This is a genomic window from Desulfothermus naphthae, from assembly GCF_054657475.1.
The window spans coordinates 268,684-285,841 of sequence record NZ_BAAHYQ010000003.1; the positions used below are offsets into that span (position 1 = coordinate 268,684).

Genomic DNA, 17,158 nt, shown 5'->3' on the forward strand with positions numbered 1-17,158 from the left:
AACTATGATAGGGATTAAATCCTATGGGGTATATATTCCAAAATTAAGGATGTCCCGTCAGGGAATCTATCAGGCCATGGGGTGGTTTGCTCCTGCACTTATAGGGGCGGCGACGGGTGAAAGATCCATGTGTAATTGGGATGAAGACTCAATTACCATGGCTGTGTCAGCGGCATCTTATGCTCTTTTTAAAAAAGATAAGCAAGGGATAGATTCTCTCTTGTTTGCATCAACGACTTTACCCTTTGCAGATAGACAAAATGCAGGAATTATAAGGGCAGCTTTAAATCTTAAAGAAGAATGCATGACCCAGGATGTAACTGGTTCTCAAAGGGCAGGAGTGAGTGCGATTATTTCAGCAATTAATACTGTGAAGTCAAAAAATAAAGATGTTCTCGTGGTAGCCTCTGATAGTCGCCGAGCAAAACCAGGCTCAGTTTATGAGATGTATTTTGGAGATGGTGCTGCAAGTTTATTAATTGGGCAGGGGGATGATATTATTGCAGAATTTGTGGATTCTTATTCCTTGTCTGTTGATTTTAACGAGCATTTACGTGGAACTGGCAAGGATTTTGATTATTTCTGGGAAGAGAGATGGGCAAGAGATGAAGGGTATTTGAAATTTATTCCAAAGGCGATTTTAAAGCTTTTAGAAAAAACGAGCCTTTCTGCAAAGGATGTAACTAAATTTATATATCCTTGTGTATTTAAACGTGATCATGGGAAAATAGGGAAGAAAATTGGTGCTCAAAAAGAGCAAATCCAGGATAATCTTCATAATGTCATGGGTGAGAGTGGGTGCGCTCATCCGTTGATTATGCTCACAAAGGTTTTAGAAGAGGCAAAACCAGGTGACATTTTAGTCGTGTGCGGCTTTGGTCATGGTGTGGATGCAGTATGCGTAAAAGTAACAGAAAACATAACTGATTATGCACCCAAATATAGCTTTAAACAGTGCTTAGAAAATAAAAAAACTATAGACAACTATGCTAAATTTCTTGTGTACAGTAAGAATCTGCGGCCAGATCTTGGTTTAAGGGGTGAAGAGGATGTTAAGACTTCTTTGAGTGTTCTATATAGAAATAATAAAATGTTACTCGGATTGGTGGGAGGCAGGTGTAAAAAATGTGGTACCGTGCAATTTCCAAAACAAGACATCTGCGTAAATCCTGAGTGTAAAGCTACTCATTCTCAGGAAGATTATGAATTTTCAGATAAAAAAGCAAAAATAATGAGCTATACTGGTGATATGTTGGCAGCGTCTTTAGATCCTCCACATAAATATGGGCTCATTCAATTTGAGGATGGCGGCAGGATGCTCGCAGATTTTACCGATTGCGTTCTGGAAGAAATCGATGTGGGTGTTGAAATGGAGATGGTGTTTAGAATTAGACTTTTTGACGAAAGAAGAGGTTTTAAGCAGTATTTCTGGAAGGCAAGACCTATTGCTGGAGCAAAAAAAGAATTGGAGAAGATAAGGTATGATGGAAAGGTGGCAGTTGTCACAGGTGCAGGTGGGGGACTTGGAAGAGTCTATGCCATTGAGCTAGCAAAAAGAGGAGCCAAAGTTATTGTAAATGATATAGGTGGAGAAAGAGACGGAACAGGTAAATCAACAACTCCAGCCCAAAAGGTAGTGGATGAGATAAAGGCTCTTGGTGGAGAGGCATATCCTAATTATGACAATGTTGCCACAAAAGAAGGTGGAGAAAATATAATAAAATGCGCAATAGAACAATATGGAAGAATAGATATTTTAATTAACAACGCAGGGATAATTAGGGATAAAAGTTTTGTAAAGATGGAAGATAATTTGTGGCATCCTGTTATAGACGTTCATCTCAATGGTGCTTATTACGTTACAAAACCTGCTTTTGAAGTTATGAAAAAGCAGGGTTATGGAAGGATAATATTTACATCTTCAGGCGCTGGTCTTTATGGAAATTTTGGACAGACAAATTATTCTGCTGCAAAGATGGGTCTGGTTGGACTTATGCATACTCTAAAATTAGAGGGAGAAAAATACAATATTAAGGTAAATACTATAGCTCCTATTGCTGCATCAAGGTTAACTCAGGATATCTTACCACCAGATTTATTTGAAAAGATGAAACCAGAATATGTAGCTCCAATGGTATTGTATCTGTGTAGTGATGCCTGTGAATGTAGTGGATATATATTTAATTGTGTAGCAGGATATTATAATAGAGCAGCTTTTCTAACTGGAAAAAGCGTTAAAATAGAGAAAGCAGATGAAATTCCAACAGTAGAAGATATTGAAGAATATTTTGATGAAATAAATGATATTTCTGAAGTTTCAGAATATTATAATGCCAATGAGGCATTTATGAAAATGTTAACGTAGTCTATAAGTTATTATCTAGGTTAATTAACAAATATATAATTAACTTAAGTTTTCAATTTTAATAAAACTTAAGTTAAAAATAGGAGGAAATTATGGCAGATGGTATAAGAGATAAAGTGGCCATAATAGGAATGGGATGCACAAGATTTGGAGAGAGATGGGATGTAGGCGCTGAAGAACTCATGGTAGAGGCCTTTTTAGAGTGTATAGAAGATGCAGGAATAGAACCAAAAGATATTCAGGCTGCTTGGCTTGGAACCTGTGTTGATGAGGTAAATGTGGGAAAAACTGCTATGCCACTTGCTACTACTTTAAGACTTGATAGATTGCCTGTTACAAGAACAGAAAACTATTGTGCAACTGGTACAGAGGCCTTTAGAGGTGCATGTTATGCTGTTGCTTCTGGTGCCTATGACATTTGTCTAGCTTTGGGTGTAGAGAAATTAAAAGATACTGGATATGGTGGATTACCCCAACTTACTCCTAGTGTACTTGGAGCTCAATGGTGGCCCAATTTAACAGCCCCAGGTGCTTTTGCGCAACTTGCATCTGCTTATAGTGCAAAATACAAAATCCCAATGAAAGAATTAAAGAAGGCAATGGCCCATATATCTGCAAAAAGCCATTTAAATGGAACATATAATGAAAAAGCACATTTAAGAAGAGCAGTAACAGAAGAGCAAATAATGGCCTCTCCTATAATTGCTTACCCACTGGGACTTTTTGACTGTTGCGGTGTCTCAGATGGAGCAGCTGCTGCAATTGTGACAACACCAGAAATAGCCAAGAAATTGGGTAAAAAGGATATTATTACAGTAAAAGCATTGCAGATTGCTGTATCAAATGGTGAGGAGATGAGCTATACTACATGGGATGGTTCACATTTTCTCACCACATCTAAGTGTTCTATCCAAGCATATAAAGAAGCTGGAATTGAAAATCCTAGAGAAGAGATCTCACTGCTTGAACTTCACGACTGTTTTTCTATAACTGAACTGGTTACTTACGAGGATCTTCATATTTCAGAGAGAGGTAAGGCTATCTACGATGTAATGGATGGTTTCTTTGACAGAGACGGGAAAATGCCATGTCAGATAGATGGCGGACTTAAATGTTTTGGCCATCCAATTGGTGCCTCTGGTCTTAGAATGATTTATGAGGTTTACTTACAACTACTGGGTCGAGCAGGGGAGAGACAACTTAATAATGTGAAATATGGATTAACCCACAATCTTGGTGGCTTCCCATTTATGAATATCTGTGCAATTTCAATTATTGGGAGATACGAAAACTAATGGAAAAGGAATTTGTTCACTTTACCCTGCCCTTAAGAGTAGAAAGTATGTCGGGCTTTTATGAGCTTGTGGAAGAAAAAATCACTGAGATAAATGGGAAAAAGCTTCTATATTACAGAGGATTTGGTGCTGCTGATAATTCTTGTTGCGGTTATTTTGGCTGTGGATTTGCGGTGGTAATTGGTTTTTTAGAAAAATACAAGGCCCTCAAAAATCATGAGGGCCTTGATATCTCTTTTATCTCTCCTATTGAAGGAGCTCAGAGCTCAGAAATTGAAAAAATACTAAAAGAGACTGAGCATGTATTTCAGGTTGTGTTTTTTGATGAATTTCACTAAATCGTCAAATTTTTTTGCCCAAATTGTGTATAGGCGGATATTTACTTTAGAGTGTGTTTTTAGATTAATTGTTTTTTGATGAGCCCAGGGCACTAACCCTGGGCCAAAAGAATAAGTTTTTTTATTGTTCCTTAAAGCAGTCATTCATAAAATTTAAAACTTTGGCCATTAAATCAAATTGGGGAACACCAATATACTCCATTCTTAACCTGCTTTTATCTATTCCAATGTCAGCTAGCAGAGAATGGAGAATTTTTATCCTTTTTTCAGCAATATAATTTCCCCAGAGATGGTGGCAATTCTCTGGTGGACAGCCCGCAACTAAAATGCCATCTGCCATATCTGAAAATAATATTTCACAAATAACCTCTGGACTTATTGAACCTGAGCATCTAATTCTAATTGTCCTGAAATTTTCAGTGACTTTTAATCTGTTGACGCCCATTAAATCTGCTGAGCCATAGGAACACCAATAACACAAAAATGCAAGCAATCTTGGTTCACCCTGGGGATGATTTTCAAATGCCCTTTTTGCCATATTTAATATTTGGGCTTCTTGAAGGTTTAAAAGAACAACTGCTTTAGATCTACATGTGGAATAGCAGAGCCCGCATCCTTTACAAAAATTAGAGTCTATCTTGATCTCCACATCTTCTAGATCCTGCTCACAAGGATTTAAAGGGTCTAGTAATATACTCTTTTGTGTAGACTTTTCCCTTGCAGAGATTGCTCTATGTGGACATATTGGAATGCACAATCCACACTTTGAACATTTATCTACATTTATATAAGATACATATTTGGCATGTTTTCCTTTTAACGATTCATAGGCCCTTATTGCTGCCAGATGAGCAGATTCAATGCTTTCTTGGACGTCTTTAAAACCTTTTGCTGCGCCTGCTAAAAAAACCCTTTCTACATAGCTATTTATAGGTCTAACCACCTTAGGCTGAAATTCTACTGGATAGCCAAACTGGTCAAGTTGTAATCCAAGCATTTTTGCGGTTTGAAGGGGTGCTGGAATTAAGGGTTCTGCCAAGACAACCAATTGTGTCTCAAATTCTCCCTGGTCTGTGTAGATGGTCAACCAATCATCATCGCCTTCAATTTTTTCTACTTTTGCTTTAATAAATTCAACTCCAGCTTCTTCAGACCTATTTTTTAGAATAGCGCCCATCCTCCCTGAGGTTCTAAGGTCAGTGTATAGCACTGTGGTTTCTGTGCCTGTAAAAAATTTTGACATTCTAAATACATGTTTAGCCACTACATCGCAGCAGAGTTTTGAACAATAACCAACCTTATCCCTTTGACACATAACAAAGGTGACACTCATGGGGGGCTTACCATAAAATCTATTTCCTATCATCCTTTCAAATTCCATAAGAGTTACAACATTGGGTTTATCGTAAGATAGGTGGGAAAATTCTTTCATATCTCTGGTTTCATATCCAGTTGCGAATATAACAGCACCAAATTCCTTTTTCATGACCTTGGTTTCTGCATTAAGATCAATTGCGCCTGTAGGACACACATTTACACATTCTCCACATTTTGTACAAATGGTATCATCTAAAAAATATTTGTCTGGCACACCTAAATTATATTCCTTGTCAATTGCCTTTTTTTTTGTCTGACCAAAATCAAAGGGATTTTTGGTCTCTACAGGGCACACTTGAGCACACTTTCCACAGGAAACGCACTTTATAGGATCAACATACTGAGGATAACTTACTATTTCTGTATAAAAATTTCCATTTTTCTTTTCAATCCATGATATTTTTGATGAAGTTAAGATAGAGACATTATCTTCTAATAAGAGATCTCTACTAATTACTGGTATCACACATCCACTATGGCAAAAGGAAGGAGAGCCTTCGCTCTGCCAGAGAAAAGATACTTGAGCTGCATGTCCGCCTATATAAGATTTTTCTTCAACTATGGTTGAAGGGACTCCAAGTTTAGAAAGGGCCTGGGCAGCACTTATCCCTGCGACTCCTCCCCCAATTATAAGGACTTCCTGACTTAAATCCTTGACCTCATAAGAGGGCACATTTAACATTAATTTTTCATATGACATGGTGATCAGATCCATGGCCTTTTTTGTGGCAAGGTCCTTATTTTCATGAATCCAGGCGCACTGTTCCCTGATATTGGCAACTTCATACATTCCCACATCAAACCCATTTTTTATAAGGTGTTTTTCAATCATATCTTCATTAAATCTTAAAGAAGATCTTTCAGAACAGCATGCAAATAATACCCTACCCACTTTTCCATGTAACTCCTTTAATAAGGAATCAATATTTTCGCATAGAAAATCCTCTTTTTTTATTTCAACTATCTGGGGAAGATTTTTTGCACCATTAATTAAATATTCAAAATCTATTTTCTCTTCCAATGTTGTTCCACAAGTGCAGAGGATGAGCGCAATTTTATACTCCATTTTATTTCCTCCTTGAGTGATAAGATTGTAGTTCCAATTACAGAATTTTGATTTATTGGACATTGCCTATGGCTCCTATTTTTGAGAAGTTGCTTTTTCACGTTTTTTTTATTAAATTTCTATATCTATTTTCAAATATATGCAAGTCAGACAGGCCCTTTTGAATATATAAAACTGAGTGTTTAATGATTTATTATAGAGGTAATTATGGACCATCTAAAGAATCTACTGGACAGTATCCCTATTGCTATAATTGCCCATGATATGAACAGAAAGATTTTTTATTTTAGCAGATATGCAGAAAAAATAACAGGATATTCAAAAGAAGAGGTAATTGGAAGGGACTGTCATTCAGTGTTTCCGGGTGGATTTTGTGGCAGTAAATGCAGTTTTAAGAATAAAATAGTGGTCCCAACCTTCTCTAAACTTGAATACAATATTAAATTTATAGATAAAAAGGGAAAGGCCAAATATTTAGAATCCAGGGTAGTGCCTATTTACCATGGAAAAAATATCTACGGGGTATGTGCTGTTTTTGAAGACATTACCTCAGATGTAATGACTGAAAAAGAGGTTGAGAAGATAACCAATTTTTATGGAATAATTGGTAGAACTGATAAAATGCAAAGACTTTATGCCCAAATAAAAAATGTTTCCAAGATTTCAGTTCCTGTTTTAATTTTGGGAGAATCAGGCACAGGAAAGGAATTAGTGGCAAATACAATACACAAATTAAGTCCCAGGAAAGATGGTCCTTTTGTTGCTGTTAACTGTGGGGCTATTCCAGATTCTTTAATTGAAAGCGAACTTTTTGGATATGTAAAAGGCGCTTTTACTGGCGCTACAAAGTCAAAGAAAGGACGTTTTGAACTTGCTCATAGGGGAACGTTGTTTTTAGATGAAATTGGAGATGTGAGTCCTGCAATGCAGGTTAAATTACTTAGGGCAATTCAGACATTGACCATTGAAAGACTTGGTGACAGCAAAAAAATAAGAATTGATACCAGGATTATAACAGCAACTAACAAGGACCTTAGAGAAGAGATTGAGAAAGGCAATTTTAGAGAAGATCTTTATTATCGTATAGCTGTAATTCCTCTAAAAATACCCCCTTTAAGAGAGAGAAAAGAGGATATTCCCTTACTGGTAGATCATTTTTTAAAAGAATTCGCAATAGAATTTAACATGAATATTCCTGAAATCTCACACGCTGCTATAGAGATATTAAAGAGACATAATTGGCCAGGAAATATTAGGGAACTTCAAAATGTGGTTCAATATTCCTTGGTGGAATCATTTGAATCCAGTTTAGGTGTAATTGAACCGATTCATCTGCCTAAGTATCTTTTAGAAGGCCAAATGGATCACAATATTGTGATAAATAAAAAACATAAGCCAAGGAAAAATTTGGATTTTGCAAAGGTAGAAGAAGCAATAAAAGATGCAGGGGGAAATAAGGTAAAGGCAGCAAAGATGCTGGGTATATCAAGGGCTACTTTATATAGAATCTTAGCCAAATATAAACAAAAATAAGTTATAATACCAGGGCAATGTGATAAGTATAATTGCAAAAATATTTACAATACATCTTTATAAGCTTTTAAATTGAAATAGCGAAAAGGTTCTAGGCAAAATAAAACCATTCAATCTCTTGAAGGTTAAGCATTATTCACCTGTCTCCACAATATACAATTTTTCTATGTAGACTTGCTTGTCTTCATTTTTCTTTTAGCAAATACAGCAAAACCTATAAGTCCTGAGCCAAAAAGGAATATTGTAGCTGGTTCTGGGGCATGGAGGGCACCTTGGCCCATCAAATTGTCATTTCCGCATTCTATGGTAAAATGACTGATAAAATGGGCGCCATGAGGTAAAAAAGATAGGTCAACTGAAAAGGCGTAGTGGTTATTATTATTGCTATCTCCTGCTAAGCCTAAATTCATTGAGTCTAATTGGGTGGAATCATAATAAGTTATAAGACCTGTATAGATAGGTTGCTCACCAGATGCTTTTTTATATCTCCATGGATTAGACCAATCATTATGGGCATAATATACTGAATATACAGTATTTTTAATCTCGTAAACTTCATAAGTATACCCTGTTTGGTTATTATCAAAATTCAGTCTAATAGCATAATCATATCCATAAGTATTATTTAGTTCAATAATGCCATTACTCCTATGGGTAGGATTTGCTTGATTGCCGCCATATGTGACATCACCATCTATATCTATAAAAATATCTCCAGAAGTTATTATATGGTCAGGATTATTTATTTTTACTCCACTGGCAAAGTCAAATCCTCCAATTATAGTTAAAGTATAATTGTCTAAAAAAAATCCTTCTAAATCCCATATTTGTGTGTTTACACAACCAGGTTCAACTTCATTGTCTTCTTGTTGTCCGTACCAGCCGAAAGTTGACGAAGAAGTGTTGTCGTAAATAGTGATATTGTTTCCAAAATCAAGCGCGAATGAAAAGTTTTGCACACACAAAATAGACATCAATATAAAAGTAAAGATAATAATTAAATTGTGTTTGTAATTCATATCGCCCTCCATATATCTCTGAGTTTAGTACGAGATAAGCAAGTTGTATACCATATTTATCCCATGTTTAATATATGCTATTTATTGTATTTTTTTTCTTAAAAATAATATATGTGAAAAATAATGCATACATATCATATAAGATAAAATCCATATGTGAAATAAATTGCAGTGCAGTCTACTAAAGAGCAACTATTCCAACTAAGTTTGTGATGGTAGGATTTAGATAAAGGGTGTGTATATATAAAAATGGTAGTTCATTTAAAAATATAAAAATAAATTGATAAGTTCGAAGAAATATTGTTAAGAATTTTTCAAAAGTCCTGCAACGAGGTAAATATTTGGGGAATTAGCTGCTGTGAGAAAATAACAATTAATCAGTTAGATAGATCTTAAATCATTGAGCATATTTTGACAAATGCTCGGGAAAATTTAACGGGTCCCTAACTTATTGAATAATTTTATCAGAAGGCAGGGCTAGAAAAAGTCCTGCCCATTAATTTATCAGGTTAAGATCATATCTTAAGTGCCCTACTCAATCTATTTATTGTGCGTTCTTTTCCAAGCACCTCCATTGTCTCAAAAAGTCCAGGACTTGCAGTTTGTCCTGTTATGCACACCCTTATTGGCTGGGCCAGCAATTTAAACTTAATATTCTTCTCATTTAAATAATCTCTCATTAGATCTTCAAGTTGTTTTTGATTAAATACTTCTATTTTTTTCAGCCTTTTTAAAATTTCCTCTAAGTGTGTTCTAACTTCTGGAGTGAGAAATTTATTAAGCAACTCTTTGGAATAATTAATTTCTTCGTCTTTTAATACAAAAAAGGTGGCCTTTTTTGCCATCTCCACCATTGTGGTTGACCTTGGCTGCAGAAGTGGAACGATTTTTTCCAAATAATCTAGATCATCGCAATTTATACACTGTTTTGCTAGATACTTCCTCAACAAAATAGCCAGGTCCTTTGGTGATTTTTTCTTGATATGCTGGCTATTTACCCATTTTAATTTTTCAGGGTCAAATACACTTGCAGAATTACTCAAATTTTTAATGGAAAATTTCTTTATAAGCTCATCCACAGTAAATATTTCTTGATCCTTATAGGACCATCCAAGCCTAACAAGATAATTTAATACAGCTTCTGGGAGATAGCCAAGTTCCCTGTATTCTAAAACTGATTTTGCACCATGCCTCTTACTCAATTTTTTCTTATCAGGACCAAGGATCATTGGAACGTGAATAAAATAGGGGACGTTATATCCCAGGGCCTCATATAATAATACCTGTTTGGGAGTATTGTTGATATGGTCATCTCCTCTCAAGATATGGGTTATTCCCATTGTGGCATCATCCACAACAACAGCCAGATTATAAGTTGGAGACCCATCTTCCCTTCTTATTACAAAATCATCTAACTCTTTATTATTAACAGAAATAGGACCTTTTAAGAGGTCATTAAAAGCAGTCTCTCCTTCAAGGGGAGTCTTAAATCTCACCACTCTTCCAGGGCCAGGGCCAAGATTAAGTTCCCTACACTTGCCACTGTATTTTGGTTTTTCTCCACGCTCCATTGCCCTTTTTCTCATCTCTTCTACTTCTTCTTTGGTACACTGACAATAATATGCCTTTCCCTGATCTATAAGCATATCAATATGGTGTTGATAGATCTCAAACCTTTTTGTCTGAAAATAAGGCCCTTCATCCCAGGTAAGGCCAAGCCACTCCATTGCCTCAATAATTGCTCTGGTCATTTCTTCAGAAGAACGCTCAAGGTCAGTATCTTCTATCCTCAAAATAAACTTTCCACCGCTATTTCTCGCAAGCAACCAGTTAAAAAGGGCTGTCCTTGCCCCACCTATATGCAGGTGCCCGGTTGGGCTAGGTGGGAACCTGGTCACTACCTTAGACATAAATTATCCCCCTTAATAAAAAAATAAGGGCTTAAAAGCCCCGGTAAAAAAATTAAAACAAAATGATAAAATTAAACAGATTCAACATATTTTACATCTGGAATTTTCATTTTTAGAATCCGTTCAATTCCGTTTTTTAAGGTCATCTGTGCCATTGGGCATCCAGCACAGGCTCCCTGTAATTTCACTTTAACAACATTATCATCTGTGACTTCCACTAATTCAACATCACCACCATCTGCCTGGAGTTGAGGCCTGATCTCTCCCAATACCTTTTCTACTTTTTCTTTTAACATTCTAATGCTCCTTGTGTAATTAGTTATTTTTACTAAATTATTACTGATTATTAATAAATTAAAGTAAACCTTGTCAAGCTTGGTTAAAGAGCTCTATTTGACCTTAACCATTTTAATGTGCACTAAACTTAAGCATTCTCTCATAACCTTTTCTATTTTGTCAATTGACTTAAGGCTTATTTTGAGTTTTACGTAAAGAACACTATTTTTTGGAGTAAGACCAATATGCACGATCCCCAGAGGCTCAAGACAACGTGCAAGAGACAAAATGGCTCCAACATCTTTACTATTGTTTTTATACATTAAAATAAAAGGCCTTTCATTTATCTTTATTTTTTTCTTTTTCAAAAGGTGTGCATTAGATATTTTTGGCATCCTGTAAGGAACTATTGCTTTTTTTATGACATGCACCTCATTTCCTATTTTTTCCTTTAGAAAAAAAGTGTCTCTAGTCTATCGTACCCAGTAGTGAGCAAGGAAAAAGGATAATAAAGAACACTTTGTCTGGGCAACATAAAAAAAAACAGATGCACATAGGCATACTTGTACGAGCCCCTATCAATATCAGGGCAAAGACATTTTCTAACTCCTTGAGTTCAGCCTCAATTGCACGGGTACTTATATCTCGAAATTCTTTTGAAAAAAAAATAGAAAATTCTCTTTTATTTTCTTTAACATATATCTTAAGACCTTATCTGGTTCCAACTTTCTTTCAAGATCGTTTTCAGGTTTAAAGTAGTCGTATATCAATAGAAGATTTAGCTCCAACATTATCACCACCATTGCTCCTAAAATAATGGCTTTAACAGGTTCCTTGGCATAAAAAGTGGGCACAGCTATAAACAAATAACACACTATGGCAAGTTATACTGTAACCCAGCGTAATAAGGCAGGAATAAGTACATTCATTTTCTTTGACTTTTGAACCCTTATAACCCATGCAGCTCCAGTCATAAGAGCAATGGATGCAAGCATTTGATTTGCGCCACCAAATGCAGGCCACAACATTGTCCATGCTCCATTCCTTAAATTAATAACTGTGACCAATATCTGAGAAACTTTCTCCTTACCTGAATTTTATTACCACAGCTTTTAAAATTTTTAAAGTCTTGTTAATGCAAATTTTGCAAAAATCTAAAATTTTCTATATTTTTCTCACTAATTCTTCAAAACTTTGTAATCCAATTTTGACATTCTTTAAGGTATAGATTATTACTCTGATGTTTTTAGGAAAATTGGTATCAAAAATTTTTATTTTTTGGTTTTTTATATTTTTTTGGCCATGTTATGGTTCTTTTAAATTTTAAAATTTAAATGGGTTAATATGATTAAAAAAATAAAAGGTTTTACTGATTTATATCCACCAGAGATAGAAAAATATTCATTTATGGAAAAAGTAGCCAGGGAAATATTCCCTTTATATGGCTTTGTTGAGATGAGGACTCCTATTTTAGAGAAAACCGAGTTGTTTGCTCGCTCCATAGGAGATGAGACAGATGTAGTGCAAAAGGAGATGTTTTCCTTTTTAGACAAAAAAGGAAGGAGTTTGTCTCTTCGGCCAGAGGCCACTGCTGGAGTAGCTCGCGCCTATATTGAAAACAAAATATATGCAAAAGAAAATATCTCTAAATTCTTCACAATTGGACCAATGTTTCGCTATGAAAGGCCTCAAAAGGGCAGGCAAAGGCAATTTCATCAGGTAAATGTAGAGGTCTTTGGAAGCAGCTCTCCATATATAGACGGGGAACTTATTGTGATGCTGATGGATTTTTTAAAGAAATTGGATATTAAAGGGATATCTCTTGAGATAAATTCTCTTGGGTGTTTAAGGTGTAGAGCTTCATATCTTGCTAATTTAAAGGAGTTTTTGGAAAAAATAGATGAAGATGTGCTTTGTGAAGATTGCAAGAGAAGGAGAATGAAAAACCCATTAAGGGTGTTGGACTGTAAAATAGAATCTTGCAAAAAAATATATAAAGACGCTCCAAAGATTATAGATTACTTGTGCAGTGATTGTGACATACATTTTAAGCAGGTTTTGAATCTTTTAAAATTTGAAAATATCCAGTTTAAAATAAATAAAAATCTTGTAAGAGGTCTTGATTATTATCAAAGAACCACATTTGAGGTAATGGCAGAAGGGATCGGGGCCCAGTCAGCTATAGCAGGTGGCGGAAGATATGATGGTCTTATAAAACAACTAGGTGGACCTGACCTTCCAGGCATTGGATTTGCCTGTGGGATGGAGAGAATAGCCCAGTTAATTGAGATACAAGAACAAAAAAGCAATGCCTTCTATATTGCAATAATAGATAAAAAGGGTCTGGATCTTGGTTTTGAAGTGGCTTCAATGTTAAGAAATAGAGAAATTGAATGTGTTTGCTCCTATGAGGTAAAGAGTGTAAAGGCTCACCTTAGGACAGCCAATAAAGGGGGCGCAAGATATTGTATTATTATAGGAGAGGAGGAACTCTTGAAAAGAAAAGTCACTTTAAAAGACCTAATAACTGGAGAACAAAAAGGGCTTTCATTGGATTCATTGGAAAAGATATCTTTTGAGCATTAAAGTAAATTTCAAGGAGTTTCTTTATGGAGCAGGATGTAAAAAGAGTTGAGACTGAAGAAGAGATTGCCCTTGCTGAAAAAAGGGCAAGGGAGCTACTCACTTCTCTAGGTGGCTGGAAAAGGACCCATTCATGTGGGGAACTTACTGTAAAAAATCTGGATGAAGAAGTCTGTTTAATGGGTTGGGTTCAATATAGAAGAGACCATGGAGGACTAATCTTTATAGATTTAAGGGATAGGGAAGGCTTAACCCAGGTAGTATTTTCTCCTGAGGTGAATGAAAAGGCACATTCAGAGGCCCATGTGTTGAGGTCTGAATACGTGCTGGCAATCAAGGGGAAGGTCAGGAGAAGACCAGAGGGTATGGAAAATTTAAAACTCCCCACTGGTGAGATAGAAGTAGTGGTAACCGATTGGAAGCTCTTAAATATATCTAAGACCCCTCCATTTTTAATTGAAGACAGGATAGATGTATCAGAGAATTTAAGGTTAAAATACAGATATTTAGATTTCAGGAGAAATAAATTAAAAGAAAATATAATCTTTAGACACAAAGCTGCCCAGAGTATCAGAAATTTTCTTAATTCAAAAGGCTTTTTAGAGATTGAGACCCCTTTTTTGACAAAATCCACACCAGAAGGTGCTCGTGATTTTTTGGTTCCAAGCAGATTGCACAATGGAAGATTCTTTGCCCTGCCTCAGAGTCCACAACTCTTTAAACAACTCCTTATGATTGGAGGGCTGGATAAATATTATCAAATTGTGAAATGCTTTAGGGATGAAGATTTGAGGGCAGATAGACAGCCAGAGTTTACCCAAATAGACATGGAAATGAGTTTTGTTGAAGAACAAGATGTGATGGATGTAGCTGAGAATATGATATACAGGCTTATTAAAGATACGCTGGGTATAGAGGTTTCTATTCCATTTCCTAAAATGACTTATGAGATGGCAATGGAAAAATACGGAGTTGACAGGCCAGATACCAGATTTGAATTGTTTTTAGAGGATATAACAGATATATTTAAGGGGTCTAATTTTAGGGTATTTGCAAAGGCACCTCTGATCAAGGCATTAAAGGTGAGGGGTGGAGGGATACTTTCTAGAAAAGAGATAGATGATTATACAGAATATGTTAAGACTTTTGGCGCCCAGGGGCTTGCATGGATAAAAATAAAAGAGAATGAATGGCAATCTCCTATTGTTAAATTTATGAGTGAAGAAGAGAAGCAAAAACTTGCACAAAAATTGGATCTAAAACCAGGGGATATAATATTTTTCCAGGCTGCATCAGAGGATGTGGTAAATGATGCCTTAGGCAATTTAAGGGTCAAGCTTGGAGAAAGATTTAATTTAATTGACCCCAGTAAAATGAATTTTGTGTGGATTGTAGATTTCCCATTGTTTGAGTATAATAGTGATGAAAAGAGATGGGAGGCATGTCACCATCCATTTACCTCTCCAAAGGAGGAGGACAGAGATAAGATCTTAAGTGATCCTCAAAATGCAAAGGCCAGGGCCTATGACCTTGTATTTAATGGAAATGAAATAGGTGGTGGTTCAATACGTATCCATTCCTATGATCTGCAGATGAAGATGTTTAAGGCCCTTGGTATAGAGGAGAAGGAAGCAAATGAAAAATTTGGATTTTTATTAAATGCATTAAAATATGGAGCACCACCCCATGGTGGTATTGCATTTGGGTTTGATAGACTTATTATGTTACTTCTAAACAAACAGAGTATTAGAGAGGTCATTCCTTTTCCAAAGACCCAAAAAGGAGCTTGCTTACTTACTGAGGCCCCTTCAAATGTGGATAACAACCAGCTTCGTGAACTTGGTATAAGAATTAGAGACATTAAAAAAACACAGAATTAGAGTAAAATCATAATAGACTATGCTGAGAGCATATTTTTAGGGGTTAATTTATGGCTATTAGAAAAATTGTATGTTATCCTGATCCAATTCTCAGAAAAAAAACAGCTCTAATACAGGATATAGATGATGAAATAAAGACGCTTGCAGAAGATATGCTGGAAACCATGTATGAAAATAAAGGGATTGGCCTTGCTGGACCTCAAATCGGTATTTTAAAAAAAATCATTACAGTTGATATATCTGGGCCTGAGAAGCGGGAAAATCCCATGGTATTAATTAATCCTGAAATTTATGAAAAACAAGGGGAGGCTGAGGTAGAAGAAGGTTGCCTCAGTTTACCTGGGTTTAGATGCAATGTTAAACGAGCACAAAAGATCAAAGTGAGATTTTTAGATATAAATGGCAAAGAGCATGATATATCAGCTCATGAATTACTGTGTGTTTGTATTCAACATGAGGTGGATCATTTAAGTGGTAGATTAATTATAGATTATGCTGGGAAATTAAAGAAATCTATGTATGAGAAAAAACTGAAAAAAATACAAAAAAGGGCCAGAAAAAAATGAGAATAGTTTTTTTTGGCAGTCCTGATTTTGCCAAAAATATTTTAGAGAGACTCCTGGTATGGGATGGAGGAGAAGTTCAATTAGTAGTAACCCAACCAGATAAAAAGGCTGGGAGGGGGCAAAAAATTACATCTACTCCAGTGAAAAGATTGGCCCTTAACCATAATATAGAAGTCATTGAGCCAAAAAATTTAAAGAGTGACGAGATAAAGGCCAGATTAAGAGATGTTAGGGCTGATTTATTTATTGTTGTAGCCTATGGGCTAATTATACCTGGTGATGTTATTTCAATTCCGACCTTTGGTTGTGTAAATGTGCATGCCTCTCTGCTACCAAAATATAGAGGGGCAGCTCCAATACATTGGGCAATTTTGAATGGGGAAAAGGTAACTGGTATAACTATAATGCTAATGGATGAGGGTCTGGATACAGGTCCAATCTTGTCTCAAAAGGCCCTTGCAATAGGTATAAATGATACTGCAAAAGATTTACATGATGAGCTGGCAAAATTGGGTGGAGAACTCTTGATTAAAACCCTGGAAAAAATAAAGCAGGAAAAAGTCATTCCAATAAAACAGGATGATAGTTGTGCCTCTTATGCTCCTAAACTGAGCAAAGATATGGGTTTTATTAATTGGAAAGATTCAGCTATGAATATCCACAATAAAATAAGAGGGCTATATCCATGGCCCATGGCATATTTTAATTTTCAGGCGAAGAAAAGGTGGGTAAAGGTCCAGATTTATCCAGGGAAGATTGGAAATAAGTTGCCCCAAGGAACTAGTCCTGGAGAAATTTTAGGTATTAGAGATGGTTTTTTAGAGATTGGATGCATGGATAGATCCTATTTGATTCCAAAATTAAAGCCTGAATCTTCCAAGATTCTTTCTGCTGAACAGTTTGCATGTGGTTATTTAGCAAATAAATGATCTTACTGGACTACAATTCTA

General features: G+C 35.8%; 15 protein-coding genes. 8 read left to right on the forward strand and 7 right to left on the reverse strand.

Annotated elements, in window-relative coordinates:
* Positions 1 to 4 precede the first annotated feature (4 nt).
* The 3 genes from ACYQ1E_RS12805 (at position 5) to ACYQ1E_RS12815 (ending at position 3,998) form a co-directional block, all read left to right on the forward strand.
* Positions 5 to 2,365 (forward strand): SDR family NAD(P)-dependent oxidoreductase, encoded by a 2,361-nt coding sequence (locus tag ACYQ1E_RS12805; protein WP_459880075.1) that lies wholly within the window; start codon positions 5 to 7, stop codon positions 2,363 to 2,365.
* A gap of 92 nt (positions 2,366 to 2,457) precedes the next feature.
* Complete coding sequence (locus tag ACYQ1E_RS12810; protein ID WP_459880078.1) at positions 2,458 to 3,660, forward strand: acetyl-CoA acetyltransferase; 1,203 nt, start codon at positions 2,458 to 2,460, stop codon at positions 3,658 to 3,660.
* Complete coding sequence (locus tag ACYQ1E_RS12815) at positions 3,660 to 3,998, forward strand: hypothetical protein (protein WP_459880081.1); 339 nt, start codon at positions 3,660 to 3,662, stop codon at positions 3,996 to 3,998. Before ACYQ1E_RS12810 ends, ACYQ1E_RS12815 begins: the two co-directional genes overlap by 1 nt.
* Before the next feature lie 121 nt (positions 3,999 to 4,119).
* On the opposite strand, the gene ACYQ1E_RS12820 is transcribed toward ACYQ1E_RS12815, so the two are convergent.
* Positions 4,120 to 6,441 (reverse strand): hydrogenase iron-sulfur subunit, encoded by a 2,322-nt coding sequence (locus tag ACYQ1E_RS12820; RefSeq protein ID WP_459880084.1) that lies wholly within the window; start codon positions 6,439 to 6,441, stop codon positions 4,120 to 4,122.
* A 207-nt stretch (positions 6,442 to 6,648) separates the two neighbouring features.
* On the opposite strand from ACYQ1E_RS12820, the gene ACYQ1E_RS12825 reads away from it, so the two are divergent.
* A complete protein-coding gene (locus ACYQ1E_RS12825) occupies positions 6,649 to 7,974 on the forward strand; it encodes a sigma-54 interaction domain-containing protein (protein ID WP_459880087.1) in 1,326 nt (441 codons plus the stop codon).
* Between the two features lie 164 nt (positions 7,975 to 8,138).
* On the opposite strand, the gene ACYQ1E_RS12830 is transcribed toward ACYQ1E_RS12825, so the two are convergent.
* The 6 genes from ACYQ1E_RS12830 to ACYQ1E_RS12855 form a co-directional block, all read right to left on the reverse strand.
* Positions 8,139 to 8,993: a PEP-CTERM sorting domain-containing protein gene (locus ACYQ1E_RS12830; RefSeq protein ID WP_459880090.1), complete on the reverse strand. Its 855-nt coding sequence runs from the start codon at positions 8,991 to 8,993 to the stop codon at positions 8,139 to 8,141.
* A 515-nt stretch (positions 8,994 to 9,508) separates the two neighbouring features.
* On the reverse strand, positions 9,509 to 10,903 hold the full coding sequence (gltX, locus tag ACYQ1E_RS12835) for a glutamate--tRNA ligase (protein ID WP_459880093.1): 1,395 nt from the start codon (positions 10,901 to 10,903) through the stop codon (positions 9,509 to 9,511).
* A gap of 71 nt (positions 10,904 to 10,974) precedes the next feature.
* Positions 10,975 to 11,199 carry a NifU family protein gene (locus ACYQ1E_RS12840; RefSeq protein WP_459880096.1) on the reverse strand — a complete coding sequence of 75 codons (225 nt, stop codon included), beginning with the start codon at positions 11,197 to 11,199 and terminating at the stop codon, positions 10,975 to 10,977.
* A 93-nt stretch (positions 11,200 to 11,292) separates the two neighbouring features.
* The gene (locus tag ACYQ1E_RS12845) at positions 11,293 to 11,610 is read right to left on the reverse strand and encodes a hypothetical protein (protein ID WP_459880099.1); all 318 of its coding nucleotides are present in this window, start codon (positions 11,608 to 11,610) and stop codon (positions 11,293 to 11,295) included.
* A 207-nt stretch (positions 11,611 to 11,817) separates the two neighbouring features.
* Positions 11,818 to 12,045 carry a hypothetical protein gene (locus ACYQ1E_RS12850; protein WP_459880102.1) on the reverse strand — a complete coding sequence of 76 codons (228 nt, stop codon included), beginning with the start codon at positions 12,043 to 12,045 and terminating at the stop codon, positions 11,818 to 11,820.
* 18 nt (positions 12,046 to 12,063) lie between these two features.
* Positions 12,064 to 12,246, reverse strand: coding sequence for a carbon starvation CstA family protein (locus tag ACYQ1E_RS12855; protein ID WP_459880105.1), 183 nt, complete (start codon positions 12,244 to 12,246; stop codon positions 12,064 to 12,066).
* A gap of 277 nt (positions 12,247 to 12,523) precedes the next feature.
* Here ACYQ1E_RS12855 and hisS point away from each other — a divergent pair, with 277 nt between their 5' ends.
* The 4 genes from hisS to fmt are packed head-to-tail and all read left to right on the forward strand — an operon-like array spanning position 12,524 to position 17,137.
* Positions 12,524 to 13,765 carry a histidine--tRNA ligase gene (gene hisS, locus ACYQ1E_RS12860; RefSeq protein ID WP_459880108.1) on the forward strand — a complete coding sequence of 414 codons (1,242 nt, stop codon included), beginning with the start codon at positions 12,524 to 12,526 and terminating at the stop codon, positions 13,763 to 13,765.
* Positions 13,766 to 13,788: 23 nt separating this feature from the next.
* Complete coding sequence (gene aspS, locus ACYQ1E_RS12865; RefSeq protein ID WP_459880111.1) at positions 13,789 to 15,642, forward strand: aspartate--tRNA ligase; 1,854 nt, start codon at positions 13,789 to 13,791, stop codon at positions 15,640 to 15,642.
* Between the two features lie 50 nt (positions 15,643 to 15,692).
* Complete coding sequence (gene def, locus ACYQ1E_RS12870; protein WP_459880114.1) at positions 15,693 to 16,208, forward strand: peptide deformylase; 516 nt, start codon at positions 15,693 to 15,695, stop codon at positions 16,206 to 16,208.
* Entirely contained in the window at positions 16,205 to 17,137 is a 933-nt protein-coding gene (gene fmt, locus ACYQ1E_RS12875) for a methionyl-tRNA formyltransferase (RefSeq protein WP_459880116.1), read from the forward strand. The genes def and fmt overlap by 4 nt, the downstream gene beginning before the upstream one ends.
* Positions 17,138 to 17,158: the final 21 nt, after the last annotated feature.

What these genes read in the sequence shown, in the direction of transcription:
- ACYQ1E_RS12805 (WP_459880075.1), top strand. Translation starts at nt 5, where the DNA reads ATGATAGGGATTAAATCCTATGGGGTATATATTCCAAAATTAAGGATG.
- ACYQ1E_RS12810 (WP_459880078.1), top strand. Translation starts at nt 2,458, where the DNA reads ATGGCAGATGGTATAAGAGATAAAGTGGCCATAATAGGAATGGGATGC.
- ACYQ1E_RS12815 (WP_459880081.1), top strand. Translation starts at nt 3,660, where the DNA reads ATGGAAAAGGAATTTGTTCACTTTACCCTGCCCTTAAGAGTAGAAAGT.
- ACYQ1E_RS12820 (WP_459880084.1), bottom strand. Translation starts at nt 6,441, where the DNA reads ATGGAGTATAAAATTGCGCTCATCCTCTGCACTTGTGGAACAACATTG.
- ACYQ1E_RS12825 (WP_459880087.1), top strand. Translation starts at nt 6,649, where the DNA reads ATGGACCATCTAAAGAATCTACTGGACAGTATCCCTATTGCTATAATT.
- ACYQ1E_RS12830 (WP_459880090.1), bottom strand. Translation starts at nt 8,993, where the DNA reads ATGAATTACAAACACAATTTAATTATTATCTTTACTTTTATATTGATG.
- gltX (WP_459880093.1), bottom strand. Translation starts at nt 10,903, where the DNA reads ATGTCTAAGGTAGTGACCAGGTTCCCACCTAGCCCAACCGGGCACCTG.
- ACYQ1E_RS12840 (WP_459880096.1), bottom strand. Translation starts at nt 11,199, where the DNA reads ATGTTAAAAGAAAAAGTAGAAAAGGTATTGGGAGAGATCAGGCCTCAA.
- hisS (WP_459880108.1), top strand. Translation starts at nt 12,524, where the DNA reads ATGATTAAAAAAATAAAAGGTTTTACTGATTTATATCCACCAGAGATA.
- aspS (WP_459880111.1), top strand. Translation starts at nt 13,789, where the DNA reads ATGGAGCAGGATGTAAAAAGAGTTGAGACTGAAGAAGAGATTGCCCTT.
- def (WP_459880114.1), top strand. Translation starts at nt 15,693, where the DNA reads ATGGCTATTAGAAAAATTGTATGTTATCCTGATCCAATTCTCAGAAAA.
- fmt (WP_459880116.1), top strand. Translation starts at nt 16,205, where the DNA reads ATGAGAATAGTTTTTTTTGGCAGTCCTGATTTTGCCAAAAATATTTTA.